The organism is Corynebacterium sp. HMSC076C10 (assembly GCF_001812455.1).
Taxonomy (GTDB): Bacteria; Actinomycetota; Actinomycetes; order Mycobacteriales; family Mycobacteriaceae; genus Corynebacterium; species Corynebacterium jeikeium_D.
Genome location: NZ_KV809108.1, coordinates 82,123 through 99,593 on the forward strand (window position 1 = coordinate 82,123; position 17,471 = coordinate 99,593).

General features: G+C 59.7%; 12 protein-coding genes. 6 read left to right on the plus strand and 6 right to left on the minus strand.

Going from position 1 to position 17,471, the window contains the following annotated elements:
- Positions 1–17: 17 nt before the first annotated feature.
- The 3 genes from HMPREF2857_RS04435 to HMPREF2857_RS04445 form a co-directional block, all read right to left on the minus strand.
- Positions 18–1,340, minus strand: a complete 1,323-nt coding sequence (locus tag HMPREF2857_RS04435; protein ID WP_016422138.1) for an O-acetylhomoserine/O-acetylserine sulfhydrylase — start codon at positions 1,338–1,340, stop codon at positions 18–20.
- A 377-nt stretch (positions 1,341–1,717) separates the two neighbouring features.
- Positions 1,718–3,940 carry an NADP-dependent isocitrate dehydrogenase gene (locus HMPREF2857_RS04440; RefSeq protein WP_070642901.1) on the minus strand — a complete coding sequence of 741 codons (2,223 nt, stop codon included), beginning with the start codon at positions 3,938–3,940 and terminating at the stop codon, positions 1,718–1,720.
- 265 nt (positions 3,941–4,205) lie between these two features.
- On the minus strand, positions 4,206–5,195 hold the full coding sequence (locus HMPREF2857_RS04445) for a molecular chaperone DnaJ (RefSeq protein WP_070642903.1): 990 nt from the start codon (positions 5,193–5,195) through the stop codon (positions 4,206–4,208).
- A gap of 395 nt (positions 5,196–5,590) precedes the next feature.
- Here HMPREF2857_RS04445 and HMPREF2857_RS04450 point away from each other — a divergent pair, with 395 nt between their 5' ends.
- Together HMPREF2857_RS04450 and HMPREF2857_RS04455 are read left to right on the plus strand one after the other, a co-directional pair.
- Positions 5,591–6,901, plus strand: coding sequence for an MFS transporter (locus HMPREF2857_RS04450; protein ID WP_070642905.1), 1,311 nt, complete (start codon positions 5,591–5,593; stop codon positions 6,899–6,901).
- Positions 6,902–6,944: 43 nt separating this feature from the next.
- Complete coding sequence (locus tag HMPREF2857_RS04455; protein ID WP_070642907.1) at positions 6,945–7,901, plus strand: exodeoxyribonuclease III; 957 nt, start codon at positions 6,945–6,947, stop codon at positions 7,899–7,901.
- 28 nt (positions 7,902–7,929) lie between these two features.
- Here HMPREF2857_RS04455 and HMPREF2857_RS04460 read toward each other — a convergent pair whose 3' ends face one another.
- Entirely contained in the window at positions 7,930–10,617 is a 2,688-nt protein-coding gene (locus HMPREF2857_RS04460; protein ID WP_070642908.1) for a DUF6541 family protein, read from the minus strand.
- A 190-nt stretch (positions 10,618–10,807) separates the two neighbouring features.
- Here HMPREF2857_RS04460 and HMPREF2857_RS04465 point away from each other — a divergent pair, with 190 nt between their 5' ends.
- From HMPREF2857_RS04465 to HMPREF2857_RS04475, 3 genes are all read left to right on the plus strand, one after another.
- A complete protein-coding gene (locus tag HMPREF2857_RS04465; RefSeq protein ID WP_016422144.1) occupies positions 10,808–11,239 on the plus strand; it encodes a hypothetical protein in 432 nt (143 codons plus the stop codon).
- A gap of 96 nt (positions 11,240–11,335) precedes the next feature.
- Complete coding sequence (trpS, locus tag HMPREF2857_RS04470) at positions 11,336–12,391, plus strand: tryptophan--tRNA ligase (RefSeq protein WP_049171954.1); 1,056 nt, start codon at positions 11,336–11,338, stop codon at positions 12,389–12,391.
- A gap of 62 nt (positions 12,392–12,453) precedes the next feature.
- Positions 12,454–13,479, plus strand: coding sequence for a YhjD/YihY/BrkB family envelope integrity protein (locus HMPREF2857_RS04475; protein ID WP_049190314.1), 1,026 nt, complete (start codon positions 12,454–12,456; stop codon positions 13,477–13,479).
- Here HMPREF2857_RS04475 and HMPREF2857_RS04480 read toward each other — a convergent pair whose 3' ends face one another.
- The gene (locus HMPREF2857_RS04480; RefSeq protein ID WP_187405175.1) at positions 13,480–14,730 is read right to left on the minus strand and encodes a D-alanyl-D-alanine carboxypeptidase family protein; all 1,251 of its coding nucleotides are present in this window, start codon (positions 14,728–14,730) and stop codon (positions 13,480–13,482) included.
- Positions 14,731–14,886: 156 nt separating this feature from the next.
- Between HMPREF2857_RS04480 and HMPREF2857_RS04485 the strand changes: the two genes are divergently transcribed.
- Complete coding sequence (locus HMPREF2857_RS04485) at positions 14,887–16,116, plus strand: adenosine deaminase (protein WP_016422148.1); 1,230 nt, start codon at positions 14,887–14,889, stop codon at positions 16,114–16,116.
- Between the two features lie 29 nt (positions 16,117–16,145).
- On the opposite strand, the gene HMPREF2857_RS04490 is transcribed toward HMPREF2857_RS04485, so the two are convergent.
- The gene (locus HMPREF2857_RS04490; RefSeq protein ID WP_016422149.1) at positions 16,146–17,387 is read right to left on the minus strand and encodes a hypothetical protein; all 1,242 of its coding nucleotides are present in this window, start codon (positions 17,385–17,387) and stop codon (positions 16,146–16,148) included.
- Positions 17,388–17,471 lie beyond the last annotated feature (84 nt).

Sequence of the window (17,471 nt, forward strand, 5' to 3'; positions counted from 1 at the left end):
GTCCGTGTACAAACGGTCTACGCGAGTGCTGCGAAGCCGCTCTCGAGATCGGCGATGATGTCATCGATGTTCTCGATACCGACGGAGAGACGCACAGTGGCCTGGGAAATGCCGGCGCGGGTCAGACCCTCCTCATCGGACTGGGAGTGAGTGGTGGTGGCCGGGTGGACAACCAGCGAGCGGACATCACCGATGTTGGCGACGTTGGAGTGCAGCTTCAGAGCGTCAATGAACTTCCAAGCCTTGGCGGTGTCGGCATCCTTCAGGTCGAAGGAGAGTACGCCGCTGGCACCGGAAAGGCCCAGCTTGTTCAGGGTCTCGTACCACGGGGAGCTCGGCAGGCCAGCGTAGTTGACCTTGGCGACCAGCGGGTGGTTCTCGAGGAACTCAGCGACTGCCTTGGCATTTTCATTGTGGCGCTCGATGCGCAGAGCCAGGGTGTCGAGGCCCTGAGCCAGAACCCACGCATTGAACGGAGCCGGGGCAGCACCGGTGTCGCGGAGAATGCCAGCGCGAGCGCGCAGAGCGAAGGCCGGGGCGCCCAGGTCAGCGAACTTCAGGCCGTGGTAAGCCTCGTCGGCCTCGGTGAAGTTCGGGAAGATGGAGCGGCCGTTGCGGGTCTGAGTCCAGTCGAACTTGCCGCCGTCGACGATGACACCGCCGAGGGAGGAGCCGTTACCGGTGAGGAACTTGGTGGTGGAGGAAACCACGACGTCAGCACCGTGCTCGAGTGGGCGCAGCAGGGCCGGGGTCGGAACCGTGTTGTCGACGATCAGCGGAACGTTGTTGCGGTGTGCAACCTCGGCGATGGCAGGGATATCGAGGACGTCGATCTGCGGGTTGGCGATGGACTCACCGTAGAAACCGACGGTGTTGTCCTGAACTGCTGCCTGCCAGGACTCCGGGTCATCCGGGTTCTCGACGAAAGTGCAGTCGATGCCAAGGCGCGGCAGGGTGACCTTGAACAGGGTCTCAGTACCGCCGTAAAGGCGTGGCGAAACGACGAAGTGGTCGCCTGCACGAGCCAGGGTGAGGACAGCAGCGGTCTCAGCTGCCTGGCCGGAGGAGAACAGTACGGCAGCGACGCCGCCTTCGAGGCTGGCGATGCGCTGCTCGACGGCATCCACAGTCGGGTTGGTCAGGCGGGAGTAAATCGGGCCTGCATCCGAAAGGTTGAAGCGGTTGGCAGCGTGCTCAGCGGAATCGAAGACGTAGGAGGAGGTGTTGTAAATCGGCAGGTTGCGCGCGGAGGTCTGTGCGTCCGGAGCGAAACCGGCGTGAATAGCGCGAGTGGACAGGCCCCAGTTGGCGGCGTTGCTGTTGTCGTACTTGGTGGTCATTTCAGATACTTCCTTGCGGTTTTTGAGATTGTTCAAAACGTTGCTTACAAACAATAGTGAACCAAGCTGTCTATTGCAAAGTTTTGGAAAAACCCAAGGTAAGAGAGTGTGTGTATCTGTGTCGAGAGTTCTATAGCCCGCTTAGTACGGATTGGCTTGATTGGCTCTGGGGCGTGGCCAGTTGTGGGGGGGATCGGGCGCTGCGGTGCCGAGTGTCGGGCGAGCCAAGCCGGAAGCTGTCAAGGCCGTTAAGGAAGTCAGGGCATAGAAAAGCCCCTCGCGCCATGTGTATCAAATGCAACATGAGCGAGGGGCTATCGCCCGAAACCGGCGGTCAGCCTAGGTCAGCCAGACCAGCCAGGAGCAAGCAGCTAGTCCTACTTCTTCAGACCGTCGATGATCTCGTTGAACTCAGCGGACGGACGCATAACTGCGGAGGTCTTCTCATCGTCCGGCAGGAAGTAGCCACCCAGATCAGCTGGGGAACCCTGAGCATCAATCAGGGTCTTGGCGATGGACTCTTCCTTCTCCGTGAGAGCCTTAGCGACCGGTGCGAAAACTTCCTTCAGCTCGGAGTTCTCGTCCTGCTTGGCCAGCTCCTGTGCCCAGTAGAGAGCCAGGTAGAAGTGGGAGCCGCGGTTGTCGATTTCGCCAGCCTTGCGGGACGGCGACTTGCCCTCGTCGAGCAGGGTAGCGGTTGCCTTATCCAGGGCCTCAGCCAGGACGCGTGGACGTGGGTCGTCGTCATGCTCAGCGGCGTAGCGCAGGGACTCGGCCAGTGCCAGGAACTCACCCAGGGAGTCCCAGCGCAGGTGGTTTTCTTCCTGAACCTGCTGGACGTGCTTCGGTGCGGAACCGCCTGCGCCGGTCTCGAACAGGCCGCCCCCGGCCATCAGCGGCACGACCGACAGCATCTTGGCGGAGGTGCCCAGCTCCATGATCGGGAACAGGTCGGTGAGGTAGTCACGCAGAACGTTACCGGTTACGGAAATGGTGTTCTCGCCGCGGCGGATGCGCTCGAGGGAGAACTTGGTAGCGGACACCGGATCCATGATGCGGATATCCAGACCCTCGGTGTCGTGGTCTGCCAGGTACTCGTTGACCTTGCTGATCAGGTTGTTGTCGTGCGCACGCTGCGGGTCCAGCCAGAACACTGCAGGGTCGCCAGTGATACGAGCGCGGTTAACGGCCAGCTTCACCCAGTCGCGAATCGGAGCATCCTTGGTCTGGCAGGAGCGCCAGATGTCACCCTCGGCGACGTGGTGCTCAATCAGAACCTCGCCAGCGGCGTTGATGACCTGCAGGACACCGTCAACCGGAATCTGGAAAGTCTTGTCGTGGGAGCCGTACTCCTCAGCCTTCTGAGCCATCAGGCCGACGTTCGGGACAGAGCCCATGGTGGCCGGGTCGAAAGCGCCATTGGCGCGGCAGTCCTCGATAACAGCCTGGTAGACGCCTGCGTAGGAAGAGTCCGGGATGACTGCGAGGGTGTCGCGCTCCTCACCATCCGGACCCCAGCCCTTGCCGCCGTTGCGGATCAGGGCCGGCATGGAAGCGTCAACGATGACGTCAGACGGAACGTGGAGGTTGGTGATGCCCTTATCGGAGTTGACCATGTAAAGGGCCGGACCTTCCTTCAGGTCCTTCTCGATAGCGGACTTGACGGCCGCCGCAGTAGCGTCGTCAAGCTTGTGTAGACCATCGAGCATGGCGCCCAGGCCGTTGTCCGGAGTCAGGTTGGCGGCAGCCAGCTTGGACTCGAACTTCGGGAAAACAGATGGCAGGAAGGCCTTGACAACCTCGCCGAAGATTAGCGGGTCGGAGACCTTCATCATGGTGGCCTTCAAGTGGACGGAGAACAGGATGTTCTCGCGCTGTGCGCGACGGATCTGAGCGCGCAGGAAGTTGTCCAGGATGTGGACGTTCATGCCCGTGCCGTCAATAATCTCGCCCTTGAGGACCGGCATGTCCTTCTTCAGGGTGATGATCTGGCCGTCGTTAGCCTCGAGCTGGTAGGTCAGCTTGTCGTCGGCCGGCATGACAACGGACTTCTCGTTGTGGCGGAAGTCGTTGGAGGCCATGGTGGCGACGTTGGTCTTGGAGTCTGCGGACCAAGCGCCCATGCGGTGCGGGTGCTTGCGGGCGTAGTTCTTCACCGGCTCCGGAGCGCGGCGGTCGGAGTTGCCCTCACGCAGTACCGGGTTAACGGCAGAGCCCTTGACCTTGTCGAACTTGGCGCGGTCGGCGGTCTCTTCCTCGCCTTCCGGCTGCGACTTGTACTTCGGAATGTCATAGCCCTTTTCCTGCAGCTCTGCGACAGCGCGCTTAATCTGCGGGACGGATGCAGAGATATTCGGCAGCTTGATGATGTTGGCGTCCGGCTCCTTGACCAGCTTGCCCAGGGCTGCCAGCGCATCCTCTACCTTCTGTTCGTCCGAAAGACGCTCCGGGAACTGAGCCAGAATGCGGCCTGCGAGGGAGATGTCGCGGGTTTCAACATTGACACCAGCCTGGCTTGCAAATGCCTCCACGATTGGCTTCAGCGAGTAGCTCGCCAGCAGAGGGGCTTCGTCAGTACGGGTCCAAATAATTGTCGCCATAATTCATGTCTCCTATCTGTTTTGTTCCACGATAACCCAGTTTTGAATCTTGGGTTGTGTCGGGGCATAGCGCAAAAACAGTGATAGTGATATGAATAACGCAATTATGTGAGGTAAGTCACGAAATGCGCAATTATTTGTCGCTTATTCGCCGCTTTTCATTCCATTTTTCGCTTTACGACGGCCCCCGCGCTCAAACCCTTCAAATACGAAAAACCGCGCTGGGGTGTCGTGCACGCCGGCGCGGTTGTTCAGGGCAGCCTAGTTAGTTCTGTGTATTGTTCGGAGGATTGTTCTGGCCGAACTGGTAGCCCTGAGTGTTCTGAGACTGGGGGTACTGCGGAGCATAGCCCTGCCCCGGCGCCGACTGGGTAGTCCTGACCAGTTTCTGGCCGCGGAACCATGCGCGCATGTCCTTGAGGAACATAAGAACGCAAGCCGCGAGCAGCATGGCACCTGCGAGGAAGAGGATTACATCCACCCAGGAGCTCAAGAACAGGAGGGGGATGATGGTCATAGCCAACGCCAGTGGTGCCACGGTGACGCAGAAAAAGATTGGTGCCGTCGAGTCTTCACCGCGGAGGATGGAGTGAATCCAGTATGCGGTCAAGGTGACAAGCATCATTCCCAGCAGTAACAGGAGTGGAACAAGAACGAGGGCGGCTGCAGCGCCCATAATGTAGCCGATGTCATCCCAAGAATCACCCAACGATGACTCTAGGCTGCCGAGATCGTTGGCGCCCTGGATGCCGAGCGTGATTGCGTACAGAACTGCGATGATGCCAATCAGAGTTGAAAAACCGACCAAGCCGGTAGTGATTCGGGGGATGAGTGGCATGCGCTGCCACATGTTCTGCAGTGTGGCGTTTGCAGGCAGCGGTGGTACATCCGTGGTCACCGTGGTGGTTACTGTCGCAGGACTGGTTTGAGTCGGGGCGGACCACTGTGCTTGCTGGGTTTGCGTCTGGAACGAGGATTCCTGCGCAGTGGGTACCGGGCGATTTGCCAGCTCGCGCAGCGTCGCGATGGTGATGGTGGCGTTCTCATCGGACAGCAAAGCGTCGTATTCGCGACGACGTCCCTCATCGCCAAGCACCTGCAGCGCAGTGAGCTTCTCCTGGAACTCGCCGGAGTACTCCGAGACGCCAGCATCTCGCAGTTCGGAGAGCTGATTAGAAAGATTTGCATGGAGTTCTTCGGTGCTGGCTGCGCTATCCAGCTTCAGAGACTCGTAGAGGTTATAGCGGTCGCCCATAGTGGATCAAGATCCTATCGGTATTGCAGTTCGAAATATCTTTTAAAACAATTTACCCGGTAGCTAGTACGGAAGCATCGAAGACCCGGAGCGCTCGATGGGTAGGAAGTCCGTGGCGCTCGGAGGGAATGGTAGTCCTCGGCAAACAATGCCGATTGCAAAATGGTTTAGAAGAACTTGAGTGAGCGACTTCCACTAATGGCCGTAGATGTTATTCCGCGCACAAATACCCGGGGAACAGGCGGATTAAATAGCGAAATTTTTGTGTTGCGGAGTAGAGTCTCATTTTTCCCTTGCGGCTCCCCTCACGGTTTTGGGAGCCCGTCTTGGGTCGAAAGTCGAGGGGAACTGAGAGTCCACCAACTGGCGTAAGAAGAGAAAAGGAGACGGTCGCAATGACGTCGTCAAGCGAAGTAACAATCCACAACGACGACCACAAACCGCGTGCGCGTCGTGCGGGAGCGTTTAGCTCGCATCGCCGTCCTGTTCCGGTGCAGGACGACATCTCTGATCTACGCCGAATCTTGGTGATTGTGGCTCTGTCGGTCGGTGCATTCGGCATCGGCGTTACCGAGTTTGTGGCCATGGGCCTGCTGCCTTACATCGCTGATGCCTTCGGACGTGATGAGGATGCCGCAGGGCGCATGATTTCGATGTACGCACTCGGTGTTGTCGTGGGCGCACCCCTAATTACCGTGCTGACCGGCTCGATTCCGCGCAGGCGCATGCTCCTGCTGCTGATGGCGGCATTTACCATCGGCAATGGTGCCACGGTTTGGGCAGGCACACTGGGCTCTTTCGAAGCGGTCATGGTCTCGCGCTTCATCGCCGGTCTGCCGCACGGCGCGTATTTCTCGGTAGCGGCGCTGGTGGCGGCCTCCCTGGCTAAGCCGGGACAGCGCGGCAAGATGGTGGCTCTGTCGGGCGTGGGGTTGTCGGTGGCGACTGTGATTGGTGTGCCGGCCGCGCAGGTGCTGGGACAGATCTACGGTTGGCGCAGCGCCTTCGCGTTTGTCGCGGTCATCGGGCTGATTGCATTTGTTTCGCTGTGGTTCGCCGTGCCGCATATGAACCGCATGCCGAAGACACGTCCGATGGATGAGCTCTCGGCTCTGGTGACACCGCAGGTGCTGCTGACCGTCGCAATCGGCACCGTTGGTTTCGGCGGCATGTTCGCGGTTTACACCTACATCACCTGGACTATGACTCGCGAAGCGGGCATGAGCGAAAACCACATCTGGATTGTGCTGATGGCCTACGGCATCGGCATGGTTGTCGGTACTTACATCGGCGGCTGGCTTTCCGACCGCATCGGGGAGTGGGGCATCATGGTTGCGCTGGTGCTGATGGTAATCATGCTCAGCGCCTTTTACTTCACCTCACAGAATGCTGTGCTGGGCACGATCAACTTCCTCCTTATCGGTCTGCTGGGATCGGTATTGGTGCCTAATCTGCAGACCCGTCTGATGGATGTCGCCGGTCGCGCACAGACGCTGGCGGCAGCACTCAACCAGGCCGCATTGAACATGGCCAACGCATTCGGGGCGGCGCTCGGTGGTTGGGTCATCGCTTCCGGTTATGGCTACCGCGCACCGGCTTTGGGCGGCGCGACGTTGGCGATGTTGGCTATCTTCATCGCTCTGCCGACCATTGTTCTTTACCGCCGCTCACAGGCGAAGAAGGCTGAGCGCATCGAACTGCGCTAGGGGTCTTCAAGGCGTAGTGCACGCATAGGTAACGTATGAGGGCATGAGCCTTACAATCGCGACAATCAATGTCAACGGCATCCGCGCCGCCGTCAAGGAGCGCAGCGAAACCAATCTGGGATTGCTGGAGTGGCTGAAGCACACCAGTTCCGATGTCGTTTTGCTGCAGGAAGTCCGCGCCACCGACGACCAGGCACGCAAGGCCCTCGCGCCCGCTTTCGATGCCGGATGGCATTGGGTCGGCGCTGAAAACCTGGGTGCCAAGGGGCGCGCCGGCGTGGGCATTCTCTCGCGCTTTCCGCTTAACGACGTCCAGGTGGGCATCGGCTCCGAGGAGTTCGAAGAATCCGGTCGGTTTATCAGTGGTGTTGCCCCGGCAGCGGACACCGGCCTGGATGTGGATGTCCAGATTGCCAGCCTCTACCTGCCCTCTGGTGCTGCCCTGAGCGAGAAGCAGGATGAGAAGTATCGCTTCCTCGATGCCTTCTCCGATTACCTGGCGGAACTGGGGGCCAAGGGGCGCGATGGTCACCACGCAGTCATCGGCGGCGATTGGAACATCTGCCACCGCGAACAGGATTTGAAGAACTGGAAGACCAACCGCCGCAAGAGCGGTTTCCTACCGCAGGAGCGTGCCTGGATGGACTCGGTCTTCGGCTGCTGGCCCGATGAGGTTCCCCAGGATTCGCAGGTTCAGGCCAGCGAAAAGGAGCTGGAATCCGGTGCCTTCTCCGATGGTTCTGTGTGGGAGGCCCCGGAGCTCAATGCAGATCCGGTGTGGTTTGATGTCACTCGCCGTCTGCACCCAGAGGCCGACGGCCCCTGGTCCTGGTGGACCTACCGCGGTAAGGCGTTCGATACCGATGCCGGCTGGCGCATCGACTACCAGGCGGTAACCGAACCAATGCTCAAGCGTGCTGTCAGCTCGGTAGTGGATAAGCCTGCCGCCTACGACCTTCGCTGGACGGACCACGCGCCGGTGATCGTGGAGTACGCCTAAACCCGGCATACGCCTAACCCCGAGCGGACTAGTGTGCTCCGACGTCAGCGAACTCTGGGATTATCTCAGGCTCGGGAGCAGTTACGAGATGCCGGTTCTGCCGCAACATCGAGGCGATGCCGTCAACGATGGCGTCGGCCCATTTGTCCTGCATAGCGGGGTCGGCCAAATCGCGGGTGAGTTTTTCAGCGCCCACCGCTCCCAGCGATAGCGCAATTGTCGGCGCATGTGGCCGCGAACTCTGGTTCACCGCCACTGCCGGCGCCAGGCCGGTGCGAAACTCGGTTGGCACCCCGTTTGTGCTGTAACTGCTGTGCGGATTGAAACCTCGGTACACCATTCCGTCGCGCACACCCGCCGCCAACTGCCAATCGGCAGGAGCATCGTCCTCAGGTTCGAGAGACTTCACCACAGCGGATACCGAAAAGCCACGATCGCCGATGTTATCCCCAGAAAGAGTTTGGCCCTCTGATGAGCGACCGACGATTACGGTGGCTGCGCTCGCCGTGTCGTCGGCAAGCGAATGCGCGCCAACGATTGCGCCGCGCTGACGGAGCTTGTCGCTGGCGCGTTGCACGATGCTGTCGATGTGAGCGGAAGTATCCCCACTCAAACGCAGCGCGCGAGGCAGGTCGGCGTTGATAGCCTCGATGGCCTCGCGGCGAGAGTCGACGGTGATGCGCGCGCCGGCGAGCGGATCGACAGCCTCGTCGGGGGAGGGGACGATTGGCTGGCGCGGAGGCATCCACAGCGGATTGGGGCGCGCCGGGCGGTGTGGGGAACTGTTGACAACAGCGTGCAACTCTTCCTGTGAAAACATCTTGTTGACCGCGAAAATCATCACCGAGCTGTTGTGATACACAGGCGTGAGCCCCGGCGCGTGCCATGCCCAGGAACGCATCGACAGCGCCTCCGTGCCATCCGTGTTCACACCCGGCGGGGAACTAATGATGTAGTGCACTCCCAATTTCTTCGCCATGGCATCGAACTCTGGATGTGAGCCCAGCAGGTCAACGTTTATCGGCAGCTTGTTGCTCGCCTCGGCAGTTTTGTCGGAGAAGGAGAAATGGCGGAACAGGGTCGGCAGTCCGGCGATGGCATACATCCACGCAGAACCGTCACGACGGTCATTGAGAATATGCCCTTCAAACGCATGCGGCTGTGCGGACAGCCAATCAATAGCTTCCATGTCCGCAGCGGTCACAAACGTGCTTCCGAAACTCTGGCGAATTGCATCGCGCTGAGCAGGCCCACTCACCCAGGTTGCCGGCACAATCGCCAGTGCCGCTACGAGCCCCATCGCCAGCGCAGGATTCCACGATTTGACCGGCTGATTTCGCTTTGCGACGATCCACTGCGCCGCAGCCACAATCCCGACAACGGCAGCCGCGACTGCGTAGCCGACCAGCACTGCGCGCAGAATTCCCATAACCGCCTGCATGCGGTACGGCATGTCGTAGAAGAAAGTGCCAATAAACTTCAGATAGGTGCCGAACGGCTCAGACCAACGGGACTGCGCACTATCGGACACCACAAAGAGCAGCCCGAAAACCAGTGCCGGCCACGGCGCCCATGGGCTGTCTGGCAGGCGAGAGACAAGCGCCACCACCAGGCCGATGAGCACAAGAACCAGAACAGTCCGGGAAAAGATGGGCTCGTCAGCATAGCGGGAAAACCCGACCAGAGTTCGCCACAGTGATTCGGAGCGGGAAATCTCAATTTGGCCGGTAAAGCCCGCAACGGATTCGCCTTGCCCACTCGCGGACAAAGCTGCCGGGAGAGTCATCGCCAGGGCGAGCGCGCCGATAATTAGCGTGCGAACTAGGCCACTGACGCTCGGTTGGGTGATCAACCACAAGCCGACAAAGAGCACGGCAGCAATTGCGCCGGCCGGGTGGGTGATAAACGTGCCGACCAGGGCAAGCGTAGCGGGGACAATATAGCCCCGCATGGTCAAAGCCGCAGCAATCGGCAAAGCAGCCACCGCGAGCAGATACGGCATGGAGGAGGTGCGCCAAAGAGCCACCCAAATCTCCGGAAGCATCAGCGTGGCGACGGCAGCTGCAGGACCGGCATAGGCCGCCCACTTCGGACCAACTGCGGTGCGGGCTAGCACCGCAGTTGCTGCGGGAAGAAGCAGCGCCGGGGCCAAGAACGCAAACACGTTGGAATCGAGGAAGACCGAGCCGGGCAGCAGCCCCGCCATGGCATGCCAGCCGGTGGGGTAGAACATTTCGGCCCCGGTCTCCTGATTCATCAGGTCACCGGCCGCGGTGGGCGAGGCTATTGCATGTTCGTCAATGAACCGGAGGAAGTTGGTATGCCAGAGCATGTCCCAGGCTTCGCGGATAGCGCCGGGGCCGCCGGGGACGTCGTTAAGCACGAGCATGGCGCGCATCGAGCCGACTACCGTAACTCCGACGACAATCATCGCGGTGACAACGCCGGAATCGAAGCCGTCTTCGGGCGTTGCTCGGGGGACGAATCTGCGCACCAGATAGCCAATAGCACAGAACCATGTCCACATGCCGGCCACGAAGAGCCAGGTGTAATCCAGCCCGAGCGCGTGAGACAACCATGCGGAAAAACCGGTCACACCCAGCATTAATGGGCCGGCAGATGCCAACGCGAGCGTGGGACGTAGCCCACTGGCCCAACCGAGAACTGCGCCTGGGACCAGCAGGATGAAGACGGCAACCACAATGGCAGCGAGCATGGGACTCCTGACGGATAAGAGAATTGAATTAGTCCAATAATACCTGTGGGTTAGTTCGGCACTTGGGACGCGAGCGCCTAAGATTTGAAGAAGGACTGATGGGACTTCAGCCGCTGTAAAACCCAAGCGCGAATCTGCGCGGGACTTGAAGCGAGCTCGGTGCGGACCAGGAAAGGAGAGGACATCCCCAGTGAAAAACGGCGAGAGCGATAACAAGCGGCACCAGATGGCCGATTTGGAAGCCATCGCACGGAGTCTGCAGAACGACCCTGGCACTGCTGTCAATGTCCCAGTGGTCGTGACTTCCGGTGTCATTGTTGCGTTTATCGTGCTGTCTTTTGCCTACGCGTGGCCACTGTGGATTTCCCTAGGACTCATTGTTCTGCTGGGAGCCGTGATGGTCGTGTCCTACACCCGCAGGCCACCCGTAGCCCCGCTCGAGTTGACCCAGGGGGAGCGTGAGCGTGTTCGCCGTGTTCTCTCTGAACACGGCATTCGCCCAGCGATCACGTTGGTGCGCGCACTGTACCCCGAGGAATCGCCAGCCGCTGCGGCGCGCACCGTCAAATTGCTATCCGATCGAATGCTTGTGGAGCAGGGGGACGAGGGGCGTCGGGGCTAGCTTTTGGCAGTCGGTTTCCTGCAAAAGCCCGTGGTGTTGTCGAAACGGGTACGTCGTCGACTCTCAACTGCGGGCCTCGCGCTAGACTTATTGGCTATGAGTGAAAGCAAGGGTCCTGAGGCAACTAATCCTGCACCGAGTGCTCGTAAGCAGCGCGTTCTGTCCGGCATTCAGCCGACCGCAGATTCCTACCACCTGGGCAACTACCTGGGTGCATTGAAGAACTGGATTAATCTGCAGGATGACTTCGACGCTTACTACTTCATTCCAGACCTGCACGCCATCACTGTCGAGCAGAATCCGAAGGAGCTGCGTCAGCGCACTATCGCAGGTGCCGCACAGCTGATTGCACTCGGTATTGATCCGGAGAAGTCGGTGCTCTTCGTGCAGTCGCATGTGCCCGAGCACGCGGAGCTCGGATGGGTGTTGACCTGCTTGACTGGCTTTGGTGAAGCCAGCCGTATGACGCAGTTCAAGGACAAGTCCTCTCGTCAGGGCGCGGAACATACCTCCGCTGGTTTGTTCGCGTACCCCATGCTGATGGCTGCCGACATCTTGCTCTACCGCCCGCAGCTGGTGCCGGTGGGGGAGGATCAGCGCCAGCACCTCGAACTGACGCGTAACCTGGCGCAGCGTTTCAACTCCCGCTACAAGAAGACCTTCGTGGTGCCGGATCCACACATCATGGAAGGCTCCGCGAAAATTTACGACTTGCAGGATCCGACCTCGAAGATGAGCAAGTCGGGTGCAAATCCGAAGGGCATTATTAACCTCTTGGACGACCCGAAGGTCTCCGCCAAGCGCATTCGCTCGGCCGTTACCGACAATGACGGAGAGATCCGCTTCGACCGTGAGAACAAGCCGGGCGTTTCCAACCTGCTGGTCATTCAGTCGGCGTTGACCGACAAGCCTGTCGACGAGCTCGTTGCCGGCTACGAAGGCGCTGGCTACGGCCAGCTGAAGGCCGATACCGCAGATGCGCTGGAGGCATTCACCACGCCACTGCGTGCACGCTATGAGGAGCTCATGGCTGATCGCGGTGAGCTGGAACGGATCCTAGCCGAAGGCGCAGACCGCGCCCGTGAAGTTGCCGCCAAGACACTTGCAGATGTGTACGAGCGCGTCGGGTTCCTGAAGGCCGCCAACCGGTAATTCAGCTGTAGACTCTGCGCTTCAGTCTCCGTACCGAAAGCTGGCACGTTAAGGTAGGGGACATGGCAACCTCTACTCAAAAAGATCCGAAGAGAACGGACCGCTATGGCATCGAGCGTGTACACGCCGATGAACCGAGCGCAATCGACCGCCTCCGCGAAAAGTGGGCGTGGTTCGATCACGTTATGCGGATGCAGGAGCGCTACTCCGAGCAGGGTGGCAACTTTTTTGCCGCCGCTGTCACGTACTTCTCCGTGCTGTCGATTTTCCCCCTAATCATGACGGCATTTGCCATCCTCGCGCTTGTGTTGCGTGGCAATGAGCAGCTGCTTGAGCAAATCCAGTCCGCTATCACCGACTCCATCGATGGGTCGATGGGCGACACCATCAACGCAATTATCGAAGGCGCGATCGATCAGGCAGGTGGCGTCTTCACCGTCGGTTTCATTGCCACCCTGTGGTCGGGTCTTGGTTGGATGGGCAACCTCTCCAACGCAGTGACACAGCTGTGGAAGCGCCCGCTGGGCGCTAGCAACTTCGTGATGGGAAAGGTTCGCGACCTGCTGCGTCTGCTGGGCATGCTGGTTATGATCCTGCTGACCTTCGCTGTCACCGCAGCCGGCTCTTCCGGACTGACCCAGTCCCTGCTGGACAAGATTGGTCTGGCCCATGTCCCGGGAATCACAATCATCGCGGGATTGATTGCCATTGCCATTGGTCTCGTTGCCAACTGGCTGCTGTTCTTCTGGATGCTCGCTTTCCTGCCGCGCGGGGGTGCCCCGTTCCGCTCTGCGGCAAAGGGCGCGATTATCGGTGCGATTGGCCTTGAGGTTGTCAAGCAGCTCGGTAGCGTTTTCTTCTCCAACGCCCTGTCGAACCCGGCCGGTGCAGTTTTCGGTCCGGTCATCGGTTTGATGGTCGTCTTCTACCTCATCTGGCGCATCACTATGTACGCCACCGCCTGGACCGCGACGACCGAAGAAGCGCTTGCCGACGAGGAGCTGGATGCACCTGCTCCTGCTGTCATTAACGTCCGTGCGGAAGCGGCCAACCCGTCCGGATTGAACCGCCTGCTCGGTTCGAAATAATTAGTCGCGATCGCGTCTGCCGAAGCGGTAGGTGACCATCGCAATCAATGCGATGACACCTACGATGGCAGCGCTGACAGTAATTTTTAGCCCGGTTCCTGTTGACTCGCTGTCCAGGATATCGGGCAATTTTTCTACCAACTTGTCCTCAGTCGCTTCCGCTTCGAGGACACCGACAGAGCTGTCCTGCGGGGCCGCGAAGCCGGCGTCGAGAAGCGATGCCGCCTGCTCCCAGGGGCGCGGCGAATCCTCAACCGTGACGTCGAGAACGATGACGCCGAGACGACGGCCATCGCGCTCAGCCACCCCAGCGAAGGTGTGACGGGCATCGTCGGTAAAACCGGTCTTGCCTCCAAGGGCGCCGGGGTAGTCCTGGGCAATCAGCTGATTGTCGTTGGCGATTTCGAAGTCATCGACCTCGAGAGCCTTGTCTCCGGGGATGGTGGCCAGGCGGGTGGCCGAGAGCTTGCGATAGGTCTCATTGTTGAATGCGTGCTGGAAGAACAGTGACATGTCGTATGCCGACGTCATCTGCCCCGGAGCATCGAGACCAGTCGGGTTGACCACTCGCGTATCCGTCGCCCCCAACTTCTTTGCCAGGGCATTGACCTTCTCTGTGGTCTTATCCATGCCACCAAGTTCGCGGGCCAAGGCGTGGCCGGTGTCGTTGCCGGAGTTAAGCAACAGACCAGTCAGGAGCGTTTCTACCGAGTAGTTCACGTCCTCGACGATGCCGACACGAGAGCCCTCCATGTTCGCGTCCTCGAAGGTCGCCTTGACTGGGGTGTCGAGCTTCAAATTCTCGATTGCCTCCATCGCCAGCAGCACCTTAATAATTGATGCCGGACGGTAGCGGCCGTGAGGGTCCTTCGCCGCAAGGACATCTCCGGATTTCAAATCGAACACCGTCCATGCAGAGGCGGAGAGGTCCTTCGGAACGTCAAACCCCTCACCGCTGACAATGCCGCAGGCGGACATCTTGCTACCTCCAGCCGGCTTTTGAGGAACCGGAAGTGGAGCGGGAGATGTTTCGCCGGGAGCCGGAACCTCAGAGGAATCCACTGGTGCTGGTGGAAGGGTCTTGTAGGGGCAGCCCTCCGTGTCACGGATATCAGGTGCGGGACCGACAATCGGGGCGTCGTCGGTAAGCGAGGTGCTCTGCGCCATGGCTGCGGGGGCGGTGCTCGGCAGAAGCAGAGCGCTGGTAGCTAGCAGCGTAACGGCAGATGAGAAGCGGCGAGAGGGAAACATGATGAAATAAGGGTAGTAAAACGTCACCCGAAATGACGTATTCGTCGTGTGTGGATGGGGGAAAACGGGGGAGCGGAAGCCTTTGTACAAAGCAGAATTACGATTCACCGGCAGTGAAGTAGAAGCGGAGGGCACAGTACCGATAGTCTGGCCATTATGACTAATTCTTTGCACAGTGATGCTCAGTCTCTGGACACACAGTCTTCGGCATCGAATCTCGATGAGATGCGCAAGGTTGTCGCCAGCCTGCCCAAGGTACTGCTTCACGATCACCTCGATGGCGGCCTGCGCCCGCAGACCGTTATCGACCTGGCCGCGGACTGCGGTTACACCGATCAGTTGCCCACCACCGACGTGGATGAACTGGAGAAGTGGTTCATTGACACCGGCAACTCTGGCTCGTTGCCGAGCTACCTGACCGCCTTCGCGCACACCTGCGCCGTCATGCAGACCGCTGAGTCGCTGACGCGCGTTGCGCGTGAGGCCGTCGAGGATCTGGCCGCCGACAACGTCGTCTACGCTGAGCTGCGCCTGGCTCCGGAAAACCATTTGGAAAAGGGCCTGGATATGCAGGCTGTCATCGACGCACTGGTCGAAGGCCTGGCGCAGGGTGAAGCCCATGCCGCCGCTGAGGGAAAGCACATCACCGCACGTCTGCTGGTCTGTGCGATGCGCCAGAATGACAATTCCAAGGAAGTCGCACAGCTGGTCATCGACAACTACGGGAAGAACTCCGACGGGTACGTTGTCGGTTTTGACATCGCTGGACCGGAAAACGGCTTCCCACCGGCTAACCATGCCGAAGCATTCACCATGCTGCGGGAAAACCTCATTCCGGTCACCATTCACGCAGGTGAAGACGCCGGTGTCGATTCGTTGCAGGATGCTGTCGTGCAAGGTGCTCGCCGCCTGGGTCACGGCGTACGCATCTACGAGGACTTCGGTGCTTCCCTCGAGGGCATCGAATGCCAGGAGGTTGCCTCCGCTATTCGTGACCGCCAGATTCCGCTGGAAATCTGCCCGACCTCCAACGTTCAGACTGGTGTTTGTGACAGCGTTGCGGATCACCCGTTCTCGCTTCTCGACGATATGAGTTTCGCCTGCACGGTCAACACGGATAACCGTCTGATTGGCGCGACTTCCATGACCCGGGAGTGCATGGAGTTGGTGGAGAACTTCGGTTACGGCTACAGCGAGCTGTTCGAACTGACCTCGAATGCGCTAAACAATGCATTCGTGGATCTGCCGACCCGCGAGCACATCATGGACACCATTATTTACCCCGCTTACCTGCAGCTTATCGACAACAGCGACGAGGACATCGAAACTGATGTCAACGGTGCGGGTTTCGGTGCCGAAGATGAGCTGAACCTGACGCTGGACTAGCCAGCGCCGGCCAGCTTTGCTGGGAGGAGCTAGATCTTGGTCGTGAACCGAGCGGCCAAGTCCTTCTCCAGCTGCCTCCAGCCCTCGGCCTCATCGTCGTAAGGCGGAACTGGCTCGGACATTTCTCCGGTGTCCAGCAGGAAGTTCAGCAGCCACTGCAGCTGCTGGTTGCCCGCCAGTACTTCGTTCACGGCATCATCTCCAGCCCAGTCAGCGGCGTCTGCGAGTAGCTCGTACGCGCGGGCGAGCTGGGCGGTGTCCACGGCGTTCGGGCCCTTTTCAATGTCCTCGGCCAGGCCGGTAAACGAGTACTCATTGTCCTCGTGCACCACGGCCTCTAGCTCACCTGCGTTGGCCGCGGTGATGATTTCATCCCACGTCGTCAGCGCCGACATGTCGTGATGCTTGTGCTCCAGCAGCCAACGCACCATCGTGCGGGGCTGTGAGAACGTGTGAATCTCACCGGCGCTGCCCAGGAATAGCGGGCGACGCCCCATGTAACAACGCAAGGTGTAGAGCGTTCGGCCAGCGATGGAGATCTTGATCGGGTCGATGCCAGCGTTGGCCCACACCGTCTGGTCGTACGGATCGCCGGCGGTCTCCTCTGCGGACTTCTTTTCCTCTTCGCGCTTCTTCTCCGCTGCTTCACGACGCTCACGCTCCGCGGCCTCCGCTTCCTTTAATGCGGCTGCAGCAGCGGTTTCAGACTCTTCATCGATGCTCGGAGTATTTGCGCCGATGGCGTCGATAGCGTCAATGCAATTGTCCCAGTTGGTCAAGATGACATTGCCGATAGCCGACCACTGAGCGGCGCCACTGCCCTGGAAGTGATCAGCACCATTTTGTGTGGCAGCCAGGACAGAGTGAGAGGCGAACATCTGGTTGATCGGAGTGAGATCCGCGATTGCACCAATCGAGCGAGTGATGGCAAGAATGCGATCTGCGCGCGAAACATGGTCGTAGTCGGCCCGGCCGGCCAGAATCTCTGGCAGCCCAATCAGGTCATAGCGGTGGCGTGGCGCCGCGATGGCAGCTCCCGGTAGCTGCTGGTTGAAGTTGCGCCAGCTGGGGTGCTGCGTGAAGTCGTGAGGAGCATCCGACTGTAGGAAAGCCAGGAGCTTTGCCGCCGATGAGAACAAATAGATGTCATCACCGCGGCCGAGCAGAGCCTGCCACTCGGAGCCACCCTCACGCCAGCTTGGAGCCCACAACGTGTAAAAGGTGCCCGAGGTCAGCTCGAGTTCGATAGGAACGATGCCTTTCCTGGCCATAGTTTTCGTCGCAGCCCTTCTGCTTGTCGGTGATTATTAAAACTCAAAAATTGTCATACCTGCAGCGCCCCCACGGGTGGCAAG

What these genes read in the sequence shown, in the direction of transcription:
- HMPREF2857_RS04435 (WP_016422138.1), bottom strand. Translation starts at nt 1,340, where the DNA reads ATGACCACCAAGTACGACAACAGCAACGCCGCCAACTGGGGCCTGTCC.
- HMPREF2857_RS04440 (WP_070642901.1), bottom strand. Translation starts at nt 3,940, where the DNA reads ATGGCGACAATTATTTGGACCCGTACTGACGAAGCCCCTCTGCTGGCG.
- HMPREF2857_RS04445 (WP_070642903.1), bottom strand. Translation starts at nt 5,195, where the DNA reads ATGGGCGACCGCTATAACCTCTACGAGTCTCTGAAGCTGGATAGCGCA.
- HMPREF2857_RS04450 (WP_070642905.1), top strand. Translation starts at nt 5,591, where the DNA reads ATGACGTCGTCAAGCGAAGTAACAATCCACAACGACGACCACAAACCG.
- HMPREF2857_RS04455 (WP_070642907.1), top strand. Translation starts at nt 6,945, where the DNA reads ATGAGCCTTACAATCGCGACAATCAATGTCAACGGCATCCGCGCCGCC.
- HMPREF2857_RS04460 (WP_070642908.1), bottom strand. Translation starts at nt 10,617, where the DNA reads ATGCTCGCTGCCATTGTGGTTGCCGTCTTCATCCTGCTGGTCCCAGGC.
- trpS (WP_049171954.1), top strand. Translation starts at nt 11,336, where the DNA reads ATGAGTGAAAGCAAGGGTCCTGAGGCAACTAATCCTGCACCGAGTGCT.
- HMPREF2857_RS04475 (WP_049190314.1), top strand. Translation starts at nt 12,454, where the DNA reads ATGGCAACCTCTACTCAAAAAGATCCGAAGAGAACGGACCGCTATGGC.
- HMPREF2857_RS04480 (WP_187405175.1), bottom strand. Translation starts at nt 14,730, where the DNA reads ATGTTTCCCTCTCGCCGCTTCTCATCTGCCGTTACGCTGCTAGCTACC.
- HMPREF2857_RS04485 (WP_016422148.1), top strand. Translation starts at nt 14,887, where the DNA reads ATGACTAATTCTTTGCACAGTGATGCTCAGTCTCTGGACACACAGTCT.
- HMPREF2857_RS04490 (WP_016422149.1), bottom strand. Translation starts at nt 17,387, where the DNA reads ATGGCCAGGAAAGGCATCGTTCCTATCGAACTCGAGCTGACCTCGGGC.